Source organism: Alcaligenes sp. GW821-FHT11D07 (genome assembly GCF_058808495.1).
Genome location: NZ_JBXART010000003.1, coordinates 100,495 through 114,918, shown reverse-complemented (window position 1 = coordinate 114,918; position 14,424 = coordinate 100,495). Strand labels below are relative to the sequence as shown.

Annotated in this window: 9 protein-coding genes; 6 read left to right on the top strand and 3 right to left on the bottom strand. The window is 56.9% G+C overall.

The window, feature by feature from the left end:
• Positions 1–60: 60 nt before the first annotated feature.
• Positions 61–2,496, bottom strand: a complete 2,436-nt coding sequence (locus AC1RSM_RS13575; RefSeq protein WP_492933079.1) for a penicillin acylase family protein — start codon at positions 2,494–2,496, stop codon at positions 61–63.
• A gap of 527 nt (positions 2,497–3,023) precedes the next feature.
• On the opposite strand from AC1RSM_RS13575, the gene AC1RSM_RS13570 reads away from it, so the two are divergent.
• The 5 genes from AC1RSM_RS13570 (at position 3,024) to AC1RSM_RS13550 (ending at position 8,336) form a co-directional block, all read left to right on the top strand.
• On the top strand, positions 3,024–4,241 hold the full coding sequence (locus AC1RSM_RS13570; RefSeq protein WP_492933078.1) for an ABC transporter substrate-binding protein: 1,218 nt from the start codon (positions 3,024–3,026) through the stop codon (positions 4,239–4,241).
• A gap of 67 nt (positions 4,242–4,308) precedes the next feature.
• Positions 4,309–6,216, top strand: coding sequence for an ABC transporter permease (locus AC1RSM_RS13565; RefSeq protein WP_492933077.1), 1,908 nt, complete (start codon positions 4,309–4,311; stop codon positions 6,214–6,216).
• Complete coding sequence (locus AC1RSM_RS13560; RefSeq protein WP_492933076.1) at positions 6,213–6,980, top strand: ABC transporter ATP-binding protein; 768 nt, start codon at positions 6,213–6,215, stop codon at positions 6,978–6,980. Before AC1RSM_RS13565 ends, AC1RSM_RS13560 begins: the two co-directional genes overlap by 4 nt.
• Positions 6,980–7,750, top strand: a complete 771-nt coding sequence (locus AC1RSM_RS13555; RefSeq protein ID WP_492933691.1) for an ABC transporter ATP-binding protein — start codon at positions 6,980–6,982, stop codon at positions 7,748–7,750. The genes AC1RSM_RS13560 and AC1RSM_RS13555 overlap by 1 nt, the downstream gene beginning before the upstream one ends.
• A gap of 37 nt (positions 7,751–7,787) precedes the next feature.
• Positions 7,788–8,336 carry a DUF924 family protein gene (locus AC1RSM_RS13550; RefSeq protein ID WP_492933075.1) on the top strand — a complete coding sequence of 183 codons (549 nt, stop codon included), beginning with the start codon at positions 7,788–7,790 and terminating at the stop codon, positions 8,334–8,336.
• A gap of 163 nt (positions 8,337–8,499) precedes the next feature.
• On the opposite strand, the gene AC1RSM_RS13545 is transcribed toward AC1RSM_RS13550, so the two are convergent.
• Positions 8,500–11,337, bottom strand: coding sequence for a c-type cytochrome (locus AC1RSM_RS13545; RefSeq protein ID WP_492933074.1), 2,838 nt, complete (start codon positions 11,335–11,337; stop codon positions 8,500–8,502).
• Positions 11,334–11,810, bottom strand: coding sequence for a (2Fe-2S)-binding protein (locus AC1RSM_RS13540; protein WP_492933073.1), 477 nt, complete (start codon positions 11,808–11,810; stop codon positions 11,334–11,336). The genes AC1RSM_RS13545 and AC1RSM_RS13540 overlap by 4 nt, the downstream gene beginning before the upstream one ends.
• A 353-nt stretch (positions 11,811–12,163) precedes the next feature.
• Between AC1RSM_RS13540 and AC1RSM_RS13535 the strand changes: the two genes are divergently transcribed.
• On the top strand, positions 12,164–14,422 hold the full coding sequence (locus tag AC1RSM_RS13535; protein WP_492933072.1) for a xanthine dehydrogenase family protein molybdopterin-binding subunit: 2,259 nt from the start codon (positions 12,164–12,166) through the stop codon (positions 14,420–14,422).
• The last annotated feature ends 2 nt before the right edge of the window (positions 14,423–14,424 follow it).

Genomic DNA, 14,424 nt, shown 5'->3' with positions numbered 1-14,424 from the left:
ACTATCCGATTCAAACAGGGCCTGGAACCTTAGATGCTCCAGGCCCTGTTTCGTATTGGATCAATAGCGTAATGTCTGGCTGTTCTGGCTTGCCTTGGCGATATCTTGCTCTGTAATGGCATCGCTCTTGCATTTGAACGAGACATACATGTCCAGTTGGTCCGAGTGATGCGGATCGGCTTCGCCCTTGGGATTGATAAAGCCGCTTTGCCCTGGAGCCATCACCGAGCACATGCGCACACCCTGTGGGTCCAGCACGTATTGGAAGCGAGCGCTGCCGGTGTTCAGATAGGGCCAGACACGACGCTCATGGGCTGGATCTCCCCATGGCACTCCAATGGCATTGCGCGCCGCGAACAGCATGGACACGGCTGGTGCACGCCACTGTTGCGCACGAGGGCCTTGCTCCTTTTGAAGTGAAGCTACCGCTTGTTCCAGGGCGTCGAGAACCAGTTCCTGGGCCGCGCGGCCTTGCAGGAAATCAATGCTTTGAGGCACACCAGAATCGGCACCCTGGATAGCGTTCCAGATTAGCTTGGCGACCGCGGCGGGTTGAGCGCTGCGCGGGTCATCCATGTTCGGATACAGGCTTTGAGTGTAGGTGGCGTAAACGCTGTCGGGCAAACGGCCCTTCAGGAATACGGGTACGGCAGCGCGCATCCAGGCCTGCATGACGGCAGGGGCTGCACCTTCGTACTGCTTGCCATTGCCAGCCAGCTGCAACTTGTAGTCCCAGCCTTGTAATTGCTGGGCAGCTTGGCGGGCCAGGGCACTGGCGCGTGGCAGCTTGGCCGCTTCCTGAATAATGGGGGAGAAGTAACGCGCATTCAGGTCAGAGCGAGCGCCTAAGGAATCAATGCCCCATATTTCCTCGTCGCTTAAGCGTTGCTTGGCTTGCAGGGGAGCCAGCAGTTCCTGGACTCTATCCACATAGGAAAAATTGGAGTTATCCGCCAGCAGCGCGCCATAGGCCTTGTTGTTCCAGCTGGCGATATAGCCTTGTTGGGGATTCAGGACTTTAGGGTTGTGCTCAAAGCTCAAAAAGCCTTGCCATTCCATGCTGCCATCGCCCGCTGCGGGGAACTGGATGGCTTGATTGGCGGGGCGCTTGGGCAATAGACCCAAGGCAGCGCTACCAATATTGTTTTGGGTGTCGGCGTAGAACCAGGTGATCGAGGCGCTGACGCGGGCCGCCTGAGCCATGAACTGATCCCAGTTGCGAGCCTTGGCAGCCTGCGCCCAGCCCAGCAAAGTCTCGATTTCTCGGCCTTCCCAGGTACGACGGTTGGCGTAGGCTGTGTTGTTCTTCTTGTCCCAACTGCTGACGTAGCCTTGCGCGGCACGGTATACGTCCTGCACCACATCGTCCTGACCACGCACTTTGATGCGTACTTGCTTGTGTTCCATCGGACGCCAGGCATTCTCATACCAATAGCTGTGCGGATCACCTTCTCTCAGGCGCAGTTGATAGACATCGTTGGTGTCCAGCGAACCTACGGTGGAGCCCCAGGCAATCTGGCCATTCGTGCCGAACAGGATGGCGGGCAGGGCGACGGCCGTGCTGCCTGTCAGGTCGTAGCCTGCGCCATGCAGGCCCACGTTATAGGTGATGGATGGGGTGTACCAGCCTTGTTGCGGGCCGTTGTACAGCACGGCATGGCCATGACTTGTCTTTTCCGGGCCCAGCAGCCAGGCATTGCTGGCAGTGGGTGTGCCGGCTGCTACTGTAGGCCCCATGGCAATGGACTGCTTGTGCAGATAGTCCTGCGCGGCTTGCGAGGACAGGGCCTGCAAGTGCGTGGGTAAATCGGCCACAGCCGTTTTGGCCTCTGCTTGGGGAATGATGGTGGGGGCGGTGGGGTCGTTCAGCCAGCGCAATTGCTTGTACAGCTGTTCACCCCGCTCGCTGCCTTGGTCCGCTTTCAAGGTTTCAAGCAGATTCAGGTTGGCTACCTCCGCCGTGCCGGCAAAAAACCGGTTCAGAATCAGCCCCACCCACACCATGGCGATGTCTTCGGGCTGCCATTCGGAAGGCTCAAAACCCTGGTCCAGAAACTCCTTGGGCATCAAGGTGTCCGCTTGGGCTTTGACCTCGCGCACGCGCTGGCTGAAACCGGCGGCGTAACCCTCAAACATGGCCCGGTCCTCTTTAGACAAGGCGGCCAATTGTTTGCGAATGGAGTCCGGGTCGATATTGTTGTGGGTGACTTTATCCAGTTCCAGGTAGTCCGGGCCCAGTACTTCAGCCACGGTGCCCCAGCCAGAGCGCTTGGCAATTTCCATCTGGTACAGACGGTCCGTGGCAACGGCATAGGCGTAGCCATAGAACAGGCCATAAGTGCTGTCCGCATAAATATGCGGGGTGCCGTAGCTGTCACGCTTGATGGTGACGCTGCCAGTCTCGCTTACAGGGGCACTGGCACAGGCGGCCAGCAAAAGGCTGGCGCTGAGCACACTGAGAGTCATCCGGGATGGAAAGCGGCGGGTGAAAGTCAAAATCTTGTCTCCATAACAGTCGCTTTGAGGGGCGACATTTTTTTATCTCTTGAGAATATAACGTCAAAATTCTTTAGGTATTGATATTTCCAGGTGAAACTTTGTAGAGGATTTCCCCAGTACAAATGCTGGTTTGAAAAGGTACCTGGCGGCTTGCTTTTCTGTTTTGGCCGCTCCAGAGCCTATTGCCGGATATGATGGAGCAGTTTATGAAATCCATGATTCAGCGCGTGCAGGAACCTGGCAGGGCAGTAGCGTTTTAATCTTTGGGCTTATTAAGTGTAGTCACTGTATATTCCCGGTTTTCTTGTTTTCAGGCTATCCGCTTTTTCTGCTCATTTCCCCGTGACTTCCTTGTCTTTACGGCTTTCTGCCTGGCTCGTTGTGTTTTATGTTTAAAGTGTTCAAGGGTATATCCCTAGGCTCTGCCTGATTTACTCGAAAAAATACCATGTGTACACTTTAAATCACTAAAACAAGACAAGTTGTTGAGTCGTGTTTCGCTTCACAAGCCCACGGAGAAGACAATGAATAAGACACTGGTAGGGGTAGCACTGGCAGGAACAATGATGTTGCAAACCTTGGGGGCCACCGTTGCCGCCGAGGGAGTGATCAAGATTGGGGAGCTCAACAGCTATAAATCCCAGCCCGCATTTTTGGGGCCGTATCGAAACGGGATGGAACTGGCGGTCGAACAAATCAACCAGGCTGGCGGCATTCACGGCAAGCAACTGCAACTGATCATCAAGGACGACAATTCCAACCCTGGCGATGCGGTGCGCGCTGCCGAGGAATTGATCTCGCGTGAAAAAGTGGATGTGCTGACCGGGACCTTTTTGTCCAATATTGGTTTGGCCATCACGGACTTTGCCAAGCACAAAAAAGTATTCTTTCTGGCCAGCGAACCATTGACTGACAAGATCGTCTGGGCCGATGGCAACCGCTACACCTTCCGCCTGCGCAACTCCACCTATATGCAGGTGGCCATGCTGGTGCCTGAAGCGGTCAAGCTGAACAAAAAACGTTGGGCCATTGTGTATCCCAACTACGAATACGGTCAGTCCGCCATTGCAACCTTCAAAACCTTGATGAAGGAAGCGCAGCCTGATATTGAATTTGTTGCCGAGCAGGCCACCCCCTTGGGTAAGGTGGATGCCGGTGCCGTGGTTCAGGCTCTGTCCGAAGCTAAGCCCGATGCCGTCTTTAACGTGCTGTTTGCCTCGGATCTGGCCCGCCTGGTGCGTGCTGGCAATCAACGCCAGTTCTTCACGCCCGCTTTGCCCGTGGTCAGCATGTTGACGGGGGAGCCGGAGTATCTGGACCCCTTGGGTGAAGAGACACCAGAAGGCTGGATTGTCACCGGCTACCCTTGGTATGCCATTGACACGCCCGAGCACAATGCCTTTCTGAAAGCCTATCAGGACAAGTACAAAGAGCATCCGCGTCTGGGCACCATCATTGGCTACAGCACCATTGTGTCTATCGCTGCCGGGATTGAAAAAGCCGGTTCGACAGATACCGAAGCCATGATTAAAGCCTTCCGTGGTCTGGATGTGGTCACCCCGTTTGGGCCCATCACCTACCGCACGCAAGATCAGCAATCCACGCAAGGGGCCTATGTGGGTGTACTGGCCAAGCAAGATGGCAAAGGCATCATGACCAACATCCGTTATGCCGACGGCAAGGATGTACAGCCTACGGATGAGCAAGTCAGCCAGTGGCGTCCTGCCGCAGCTAATCAATAATTCCAAGAACGCAGTATTTCGTAGATCGGCGCGCCATCTGGCGCGCCACTTCTGACGCGAGGCAGTAATGGCCTTATCGGGTTTATGGGTTCAGTTCCTGAATGGACTGGCCGAGGCATCGTCTTTGTTCCTGGTGGCAGCGGGTTTGTCCCTGATCTTTGGGGTGACACGCATCGTCAACTTTGCCCACGGCTCCCTCTATATGCTGGGTATTTACCTGGCGTATTCCACCGTGCAGTTCATGGGCGGTTCGGCGCTGGGTTTCTGGGCGGGCCTGATCGTGGCCGCGCTGCTGGTCGGGGCCTTGGGGGCCTTGCTGGAAATTGTGTTGTTGCGGCGTATTTATAAAGCGCCCGAACTCTTCCAGTTATTGGCCACTTTTGCCTTGGTGCTGGTCATCAATGACGGGGCTTTGGCCGTGTGGGGGCCGGAGGATTTGCTGGGGCCCTTGGCACCGGGTTTGAATGGCTCCATCTCCATTGCTGGCCGCTTTTTTCCGGTCTATGACCTGGTGCTGATCGTGATTGGCCCGGTGGTCTTGGGATTGCTTTGGTTGTTGCTGACTCGCACCCGTTGGGGCGTGCTGGTACGCGCCGCTACTCATGACAGACAAATGCTGGGGGCGCTGGGTGTAAACCAGGCTTGGCTGTTCACGGGGGTCTTTGCCTTGGGCGCCTTTCTGGCTGGTTTGGGGGGAGCGGTGCAGTTGCCGCGCCAGCCCGCGAACTTGCTGCTGGATTTGAGCGTGATTGGCGACGCCTTTGTGATCGTGGTGGTCGGTGGCATGGGCTCGATTCCCGGTGCTTATGTGGCTGCCTTGATCGTGGCTGAATTGAAAGCCCTGTGCATCGCCTTGGGGACCGTCAGTATCTTTGGTGTGGACTTTGCCTTCCCGAAATTGACGCTGGTGGTGGAGTTCATCTTCATGGCGGTCGTGCTGGTCTTCAGACCGTGGGGCTTGTTTGGCCGTGCCCAGGCTGTCAGCCGTAACTCCGCTCCTATCGAAGCGCCATTGCGTCCGGGTAGCCGGGCCTTTCAGTTCATGGTGTTGGCCGTATTGGGTGTGATGGCCGCCTTGCCGTTGATGAGCGACTGGTTCCCTTACGCACCCGTACTGGCCTTGGATATTCTGGTGCTGGCCCTGTTTTCATTGAGCCTGCATTTCATGATGGGCCCCGGCGGGATGAACTCCTTTGGTCATGCCGCGTATTTTGGTTTGGGCGGGTATGCCGCCGCCTTGCTCTTTAAGGCGGCAGCCTTGTCTATGGGCTGGTCGCTGATTTTGGCACCGGCGGTAGCCGGTCTGGGAGCCATGATTTTTGGCTGGTTCTGCGTGCGCTTGTCCGGCGTGTATCTGGCTATGTTGACCTTGGCCTTCGCCCAGATTGTCTGGTCGATTGTCTATCAATGGGACAGTTTTACAGGTGGCTCTAACGGGGTAGTGGGAATCTGGCCGGCCGAATGGCTGTCGGGGGATCGCTACTATTACTTTGCGTTGTTGGTTGTCGTGGCAGCCGCCTTCTTGTTGCGCCGGATTTTGTTCTCGCCCTTTGGCTATGCCATGCGTGCCAGTCGGGATTCAGCCTTGCGGGCCGAAGCCATCGGGATTCCTGTGAAGCGGGTGCAATGGCTGACCTTCATTCTGGCGGGCACATTTGCCGGTCTGGCCGGTGCCTTGTTTGTCTTTTCCAAGGGCAGCGTATCGCCTGAAGTGATTGCCGTGAATAAATCAGTGGATGGCCTGGTCATGGTTTTGCTAGGTGGTTTGCAAACTCTGGTTGGCCCCATCGTGGGTGCCGCTGTCTTCACCTTGCTGCAAGATTTCTTCCTGGGCATTACACAGTATTGGCGCGCCTTGTTTGGTGCCGTGATCCTCTTGCTGGTGTTGGCCTTCCCGCAAGGTATTGCCGGCTTCTTCAAACGCTGGGCGCATCGTCGCGTGGCCCCTGTTGCCGGAGCGGAGGCATCGTCATGAGTTTGCTGCAAGTACGAGGTCTTAAAAAAGCATTTGGTGGCAATCTGGCCGTGGACGGGATTGAGTTCGATGTGCAGGCGGGCGAGTTTCTGGCCTTGATCGGCCCTAATGGGGCCGGTAAAACCACTACCTTCAATATGGTGGGCGGGCAGTTGACGCCAACAGCAGGTTCGGTGCGTTTGGATGACCAGGAACTGGTGGGGCTGGCTCCACGAAAAATTGCGGCAATGGGTGTGGGCCGCACCTTCCAGATTGCAGCCACCTTTGCTTCTCTGACCGTGGTGGAAAACGTACAGATGGCTTTGCTGGCCCATCAAAAGAAACTGTTTTCGTTCTGGCGACGGGCAGCAGAGTTTGAGCGGGCGCGAGCCCTGGATTTGCTGGATCAGGTGGGCATGCTGGCGCAGGCCGAGCGCCCGTGCAGCGAGCTGGCCTACGGCGACGTGAAGCGGGTAGAGCTGGCGATTGCCTTGGCCAATGATCCACGCCTGCTGCTGATGGATGAGCCTACCGCTGGTATGGCCCCGCGTGAACGCAATGAGCTGATGCGCCTGACTAAAAAACTGGTGGTGGAACGCAATATGGGCGTGCTGTTTACCGAGCACAGCATGGATGTGGTGTTCGAGCACTCGGACCGCATGCTGGTGCTGGCCCGTGGCCGCTTGGTGGCGGAGGGCGATGCCGACTATATCCGCCAACACCCCAAGGTGCAGGAAGTCTACTTTGGGACTGGCAAGACGTTTGAGAACAAGGAGTCGGCATGATGCGCGATCTGCAAACTAGCGCCGATACGGCCCAGGCCCAGAACAAAGAGGCTTTGCTGACCATAGAGGGGCTCAATGCCTGGTATGGCGCGGCGCATATCCTGTTTGATTTGTCCTTGAATGTGCAGCGGGGAGAAGTGGTCGCCCTGATGGGGCGTAACGGTGCAGGCAAGTCCACAACCTTGAAGTCCATTATGGGTTTGATGGAGCGTAGCTCCGGCCAGATTCAGTTTATGGGGCAAGCCATCCAGGACAAGCAGCCGTTTGAAATTGCTCGGGCAGGGCTGGGTTTTGTGCCCGAGGACAGGCGCATCTTTACGGATTTAAGCGTCACGGAGAATCTGGAAGTGGGGCGTCAGCCGCCGCGGCATTGGCCTGATGGCACGGCTGCTCCGCATTGGAAGCCGGAGCGACTCTACAGCCTGTTTCCCAATCTGGGCCAGATGCAGGACAGGCCCGGCGGACAGATGAGCGGGGGCGAACAGCAAATGCTGACTGTGGCCCGTACCTTGATGGGCAATCCGTATCTGGTGCTGCTGGATGAACCGTCCGAAGGCGTTGCCCCGGTGATTGTGGAGCAAATGGTGCAGATGATTCTGGAGCTGAAACAGGCGGGCGTCAGTATTTTGCTGTCTGAGCAGAATCTGCATTTTGCCGAGCTGGTTTCGGACCGGGCTTATGTGCTGGAAAAGGGGCAAATACGGTACAGTGGCGCCATGCAGGAATTAAGCGCCAACGAGCAGGTGCGGCGCACTTACCTGTCTGTTTAATTTCGGGCCCCGGCCTGACTGGCTTCAGGAGAACACTATGGCAGACGCACGTCCCAATCCGCAGACCGTGGTTGATTTTTGGGTTGAGTCAGGCCCAGAAAAATGGTTTCGCAAATCCGATGATTTCGACCGGGAGTTTCGCGAACGTTTTCTGGATTGGCACGAACGTGCCGCCCAAGGCGAGTTTGATGATTGGGCACAAACGGCTGAAGGCAGTTATGCCTTGCTGATTCTGCTGGACCAGTTCCCGCGTAACTCGTTTCGCAACACGACACGCATGTACGCCACGGATGACAAAGCCTTGGACCTGGCCAAACAAATGGTGGCCAAGGGTTTGGACAAGCAGATTCCAGTGGAGCGCCGAGTGTTTTGCTACCTGCCTTATTCACATGCGGAAAACTTGGCTGATCAGCAAGAGGCCGTCCGTTTGAATCAGGAAATTGGTCGTCCTTGGCTGGATCATGCCGAGGAACATCTGGATGTGGTGGAGCGATTTGGCCGGTTTCCTCATCGCAACAGCATTCTGGGTCGCACAACTACCGAAGAGGAAAAGCAGTTTCTGCGAGAAGGCGGCTTTTCTGGCTGAGGGTGGCCAGGCTTGTAGTGCTTGCTAGGTCCTGGGCGGGACTTGCTAACAAGCTCTTCGCTCGCCAGGACAATGATAGGTAAAAACAACAAGGCCTGAGTTCGGTGTCATACCGAACCCAGGCCTTTTGTTATGGGGAAAAGAAGCGGCTAATAAGCCCGTTTTATAAGTGGCCTTTTTGTTGGCGAATAGCTGCAATCTTGTCTTTCAAACCTTTCCAGGCGGGTTTGTCTGGTGCAAAGCGCGCCCGCATATAGTTCAGCAAATCTTCCATCTGCTGATCGTTCATGCTGTCTTTAAAGGCGGGCATGGCACCCAGGCTAGCTTGGGCAGGGCGAGTAATGCCGTGCATCAGAACTTGAATCGTATTGTCCGGGTGGTCGCTGTGCAGATTGCTGTTCAGGACCAGGGAAGGGCGAGCACCAAACAACACCGGACCACCGCGCGGATCATGGCAGACGGCACAGGCACCGTTGAACAGATTTTCACCGGGCATCACCATCACGTCTTTATTGCTGCGGCTGTCTTGTTCAAGACGCGCAGCCTGGGCGGCGTGCTCTTGTTCTTGCTGGCTTTCGACGGGATTCAAGCTGCTCAAGTAATTGGCCATAGCCCTTACGTCGGACTCAGGCAGTTCGGCCAAACCGGCAATGACAGGCCCCATCGGACCGGCTGCTACACCGTGACGAGGCGAATAGCCGGTGCGCAGGTATTGGTATAGCTCCTGTTCTGTCCAGGGAATCGGGGCGCGGGACAGGGCATTGAGAGCAGGTGCTTCCCAGTTGTCGGCAAAGCCTCCGGCCAGAAAGTTGGCTTCCCCGCCTTTCTCGGCTCCCAGGAAATTACGTGGGCTGTGGCAGGCGGCACAGTGCCCGCTGCTATTGACCAGGTACGCGCCCCGGTTCCACTGCACGGTTTGCGTCGGGTCCGGCACATAGGCATTGGGATCGCGGTGGAACAAGGCGTTCCAGCCCGCTACCAAAGGCCGCATGTTCATGGGGAAGGGCAGCTTAGTTTCTGGCACCTCGGACTTCACAGGCTCTTGCGTCATCAGATAGGCATACAGGGACTGCATGTCTTCGTCGCTGATTTTGGCAAAAGCGGTGTAGGGGAAGGCCGGGTACAAGTGGCGTCCGTCTTGATGGATGCCTTCGCGCATGGCGCGTTCAAATGCCTTGTAGCTCCAGGTGCCTATACCGGTCTCTTTATCCGGAGTGATGTTGGTGGTGTAGATCGTGCCAAAAGGTGTATCCAGCCCCAGGCCCCCGGCATTGGGTTTGCCGCCTTCGGTGGTGTGGCAAACCACGCAGTCGCCTGCAATGGCGACCAGCCGGCCTCGTTCGATCGCCAGATCCGAAAAGATGGAGGTATCGACCTGGCCTACCGGGGCGATAGCAGGACGCCAGGGCATGGCGCTTAGCATCGTGCCCGTTGCGACGGCAGCCAATGCACCCAGCCAGGTTTTACGTTTCTTGCTGCTGCCAGCCTTGCCGGACTGATAGCCCAAGGCCAGGGATTGCTCGTTAAAGGGAGCGCTGGTCAGACGTATGCCACTGGCGTTGAAAATCGCATTGGCGATAGCGGCCGCAGCTGGTAGCTCCACGCCCTGGTTCCAGGCCAAAGGCTGGCCAACCGCGTTCTCGCGCTTGACCAGTTGCACTGAAGGCTTGGCACTTGCTGAATCAACAGTCTGGCTGTTCTGGCCTGATTGCTTAGGGGTGGAACCCGCATTGAGCAGCTTCTGTGCCCAGCGTCCCAGTCGGTCTGCCAGGGCCGGGGCAGATTCTGTCGTTTGGTTTGACGGCCCCAGTTCTGTGCTGTCATGACCAATGGTCAGCTTGTCGATGCTCAGGGTGCCTTGGCGTGTATCCACGCTGACATCTACGGCCCACGCAGACCATTGCTCCCTTGCTGCCTGTCCGGGCACTTGCTCGACGATATGGCTATAGGCCAGCCCGCGACCTTTGCGCAGGGGGCCTTGGTGAGCAGGGAGGGGCTCGGACCAGTCCGACTGAGCAGCTACTCGTTGGAGCAGATCACGGCCTTGGGGGCTACTGACTTGCTCCAGGCGGGCTTGCAAAGGGTCCAGGCCCAGGGCGTGGCAGTCCTGGTCGAACTGCGATTCTTGAGCGAAGACTGTCGCTTGGGCCAAGCTGTCCGGGTCGCTGCTGGCTGCTGCGCCGTCATAGTTAGGAATAGGGGCGGCGAAGTACTCGCTTTGGACTTGCGGGCCAGTATTGGGCAGCCCTTGCTGCCCGCACAAAATAGCTGCCAGAGAAGGACGGGCCCCCGACAAGGTGTTCAGATGCCAGCGGCTGGATTGCAACTGGGCACTCAAACCACCGTTGTTGGCCCGCTGATAAACGCTCAAGCGAATAATCGATTCGCTGTGGCTGGCACGCACCTGGACTGCCTGGGGGCGGCCAAAAGCCATGACGGCTGCATCCATCGCGCAGTCGTACGCATCAGCCTGGTTGGCGGCGATATCTTGCAAGCAGATTTGCTCGGCCGGCAGGCCACTTAGGGCCTGCAGCTCCAGCAACAGGGCGGCCGGGCGCAGGGTGTGAGCCCAGACGTAAAGCTTATTGTCGTAGTAACAGGCACGTGCCCAAGCCGTTTCTTGATGCTCGGTTCCTGCCTGCCATTCATAGCTTTGGTCGGGTGTGCTTGGGCTGCGGGCTGCAGCTTCATGACTGTCCAGCGCTGCTTGATTGGCAATGACAGGCGTGGCCCAACGGGCATCCAGAAGTGCGGCTCCTTGTTGGGCTTGTTCTGCCTGAACGGCCAGCACCCCCAGAAAGTTGCCTGTGTGCACGCAGGCCACCACCCCCGGAACTTGCATGGCGGCGTGTTTGTCGACGGCCTGTAGTTCCGCACCCTGATACATGCCGTTTTCATAGGACCAGAAAGGGGGACGTAGCACCGCAGCATGGAGCAGGCTGACGCCGGCAGGCAGTTCCAGCCATTGCGCCGGGGACGTGTTTTGTACTGAATGACTCATCGCCGGGCCTTTGCGGCTTGAAGTGCTGCCTGCATGATTTCCACATGGGTCCCGCAGCGGCACAGGTTATAACGCAGTTCGTCCCGGATCTGTTCTTCTGTAGCGTGCGGATTGCGATCCAGTAAAGCCTGCACCGTCATGACCATACCGTTCAAGCAGTAGCCGCATTGAGCGGCCTGACAATCAATAAAGGCTTGCTGGACATCATTGGCTTGGCCATCTTGGGCCAAGCCTTCCAGCGTAGTGATTTGGCGGTGTTCGACCAGGCTGACAGGCACCACACAGGAGCGTGCTGCCACCCCGTCCACCAAGACGGTACAGGCGCCGCATTCGCCCAGCCCACAGCCAAATTTGGGACCGTTCAGCCCCAGATCGTTGCGCAGCACATAGAGCAACGGGGTGTCGGGTTCCACCTCGATGATGTGGGTCTCTTGATTGACCCGCAAGGTGCACGGGCGGGAACAAGGGTTCATGGGGTTTTGCCTGCTCGGTATTGATATGCTTAAATTAAGTGTATACACTTTAATTTATTGAGTAAATAGATTCTACTACTCCCTTGAGGTATCAATCAAAGAGCTCTCGGGAAACGATGTAAAAATCGTGTAATTCATAGTTGATATAGGGTTTACACTGATTATTGGGCTCTTGATTTTCTCTTTATAGTAAGTGCGGAAAATGAATTTCAGCGCACTTCATTTGATTTTAATAGGGCGTGTACACTAGTAATTAGGGCTTTGGTACAGCGCGCTTAAGGCGGGTTTTCAGGGTCTGATCCGTACCTGCTTCTTATGGACCTTGTTGATAGCAGCCTAGCCAGGAGAGTGTGATGTCTTATGAAGCGCCGCGTCACCAGCAGCAAGATTTGCTCAAGGCGCAAGGCACATTGCTGATTTTAGCGGCACCGGTCCGGCCTCCCAAGCCTTCGCCCGGTCAGCCTGGCGTGGTCTCTGAGTATCTGCAAGATCACGATGATGTGTTCGTGGCTGTGTCCGAGCAAGGTTGGGTAAGGGCGTTTAACGGACATGTGGATTTAGGGACGGGAATACAGACGGCCTTGAGCCAGATTGTGGCTGACGAGCTGGATGTACCCATGTCACGTGTGCAGATGGTGCTCGGTCATACCGATGCGGTGCCCAATCAGGGCCCCACCATTGCCAGTGCCTCCATTCAGATTCACGCCGTGCCGCTGCGCAAGGCGGCGGCTCAAGCGCGTCAATTGCTGCTGGCTCAGGCCGCGCAACGCTGGGAACTGTCGGTAGATCAATTAAAGGTAGTAGACGGCACGGTGATCGCTGCTGACGGACGCAGCCTGACGTATTGGCAATTGCTGGAAGGCCAGGCGCTGCGTGCCTACCTGGATAAGGAAACACCGACTAAAGCGGCCAAGGACCTGCGCATTGTGGGTACGCCGCAGGCGCGTGTCGATATTCCAGGCAAGGTCGCCGGCCAGTGGGTCTATGTTCATGACGTGCGCGTACCCGGCATGTTGCATGGGCGCGTTGTACGTCCCCCTTATGTTGGGCGCGATAGTGGTGATTTTGTAGGTTGCAGCCTGGAGTCGCTTGATGAGGACTCCATTCGTCACATTGCCGATGGACTACGTGTCGTGGTGATTGGGGATTTTGTGGGGGTGGTGGCTCATCGTGAAGAGCACGCTATTCGCGCAGCACGTGAGCTGAAGCTGCGCTGGAAAGCCATTCCGCCTTTAGAGGACATGAGCGATCTGGAACAACTGATCCGTCGTCAGCCCAAGACTGAGCGTTTGCTGGCGGATAGCGGTCCGGATTTTGACGAGTTGCCCGCTGAAGGCAAGCGCCTGAAACGCAGCTATATCTGGCCGTTTCAATTGCACGCTTCTATTGGCCCCTCTTGCGCGGTTGCGGATTATCAGCAGGGGCACAGCCGGATTTGGTCCGGCACGCAAAACCCGCACATGCTGCGTGTTCATCTTAGCCAACTGCTGGATGAGGATGAGGCGGGTATAGAGATTATTCGTCACGAGGCCGCAGGCTGCTATGGCCGCAATTGTGCGGACGACGTGTGCGCCGACGCTTTGCTTTTGTCCCGTGCCGTGGGTGCGCCTGTGCGTGTGCAGCTGACTCGTGAGCAGGAGCATGGTTGGGAGCCTAAAGGGGCCGCCCAACTGATGGATGTGGAAGGCTCTATCGATACCGATGGCGGATTGCGTCACTATGATTTTGTGACTCATTACCCCTCGAACGATGCGCCCAATCTGGCTTTGTTGCTGACCGGTCGTGAATCGGCTGCGCCCCGTCAATTGGAGATGGGTGATCGCACTGCCGTGCCGCCCTATAGCTACCCCAAGCAGCGTGTGGTGTGTCAGGACATGGCCGCCATTGTGCGAGCCTCCTGGCTGCGCGGCGTGTCAGCCATGCCGAACTCTTTTGCACATGACTGCTTTTTGGACGAGCTGGCTTTTGAAGCCCAGGCTGATCCTTTGGCTTACCGTTTGCGCTACCTGGACAGCGATGTGCGGGCCCAAGAGCTTTTGCAGGCTGTTGCCGACAAAGGGCAGTGGCAGGCAGGGCAGCGTGGCTCTCGCGGACAGCCGGACGAGCAGGGCTATTTATATGGTCGTGGCCTGTCTTACGCCCGTTATATCCATAGCAAATTTCCTGGTTTTGGTGCTGCTTGGTCAGCCTGGTTGCTGGATCTAAGGGTACAGGTCGAAACCGGTGTGATCGAGGTTCAACAGATTTATGTAGGGCAGGATACCGGCCAGATGGTGAATCCGGCCGGCGTTCGCCATCAGATTCACGGCAACGTGATCCAGTCACTGAGTCGCACTCTGTATGAGCAAGTGGTTTTCAATGCGCAAGGTGTGGTCAGCGCGGAATGGGGGGCTTACCCCATTGTTGATTTTCCGCGCATCCCGCCCATTGAAGTCATTTTGATGGACCGGCAATCCGAGCCGCCGATGGGGTCGGGCGAATCCGCTTCCGTGCCCTGTGCCTCGGCCATTGCCAATGCTTTATTCGATGCGACTGGCCGACGTTTTCGGCAAGTGCCTTTTACACCGGATGTGGTCCGGGCCGCGCTGGCTGCTGCGCCTGTAAGGGCGTAGGC

Excerpts from the sequence above, each read along its gene's own strand:
- AC1RSM_RS13570 (WP_492933078.1), top strand. The coding sequence starts at position 3,024 with ATGAATAAGACACTGGTAGGGGTAGCACTGGCAGGAACAATGATGTTG.
- AC1RSM_RS13565 (WP_492933077.1), top strand. The coding sequence starts at position 4,309 with ATGGCCTTATCGGGTTTATGGGTTCAGTTCCTGAATGGACTGGCCGAG.
- AC1RSM_RS13560 (WP_492933076.1), top strand. The coding sequence starts at position 6,213 with ATGAGTTTGCTGCAAGTACGAGGTCTTAAAAAAGCATTTGGTGGCAAT.
- AC1RSM_RS13555 (WP_492933691.1), top strand. The coding sequence starts at position 6,980 with ATGCGCGATCTGCAAACTAGCGCCGATACGGCCCAGGCCCAGAACAAA.
- AC1RSM_RS13550 (WP_492933075.1), top strand. The coding sequence starts at position 7,788 with ATGGCAGACGCACGTCCCAATCCGCAGACCGTGGTTGATTTTTGGGTT.
- AC1RSM_RS13545 (WP_492933074.1), bottom strand. The coding sequence starts at position 11,337 with ATGAGTCATTCAGTACAAAACACGTCCCCGGCGCAATGGCTGGAACTG.
- AC1RSM_RS13540 (WP_492933073.1), bottom strand. The coding sequence starts at position 11,810 with ATGAACCCTTGTTCCCGCCCGTGCACCTTGCGGGTCAATCAAGAGACC.
- AC1RSM_RS13535 (WP_492933072.1), top strand. The coding sequence starts at position 12,164 with ATGTCTTATGAAGCGCCGCGTCACCAGCAGCAAGATTTGCTCAAGGCG.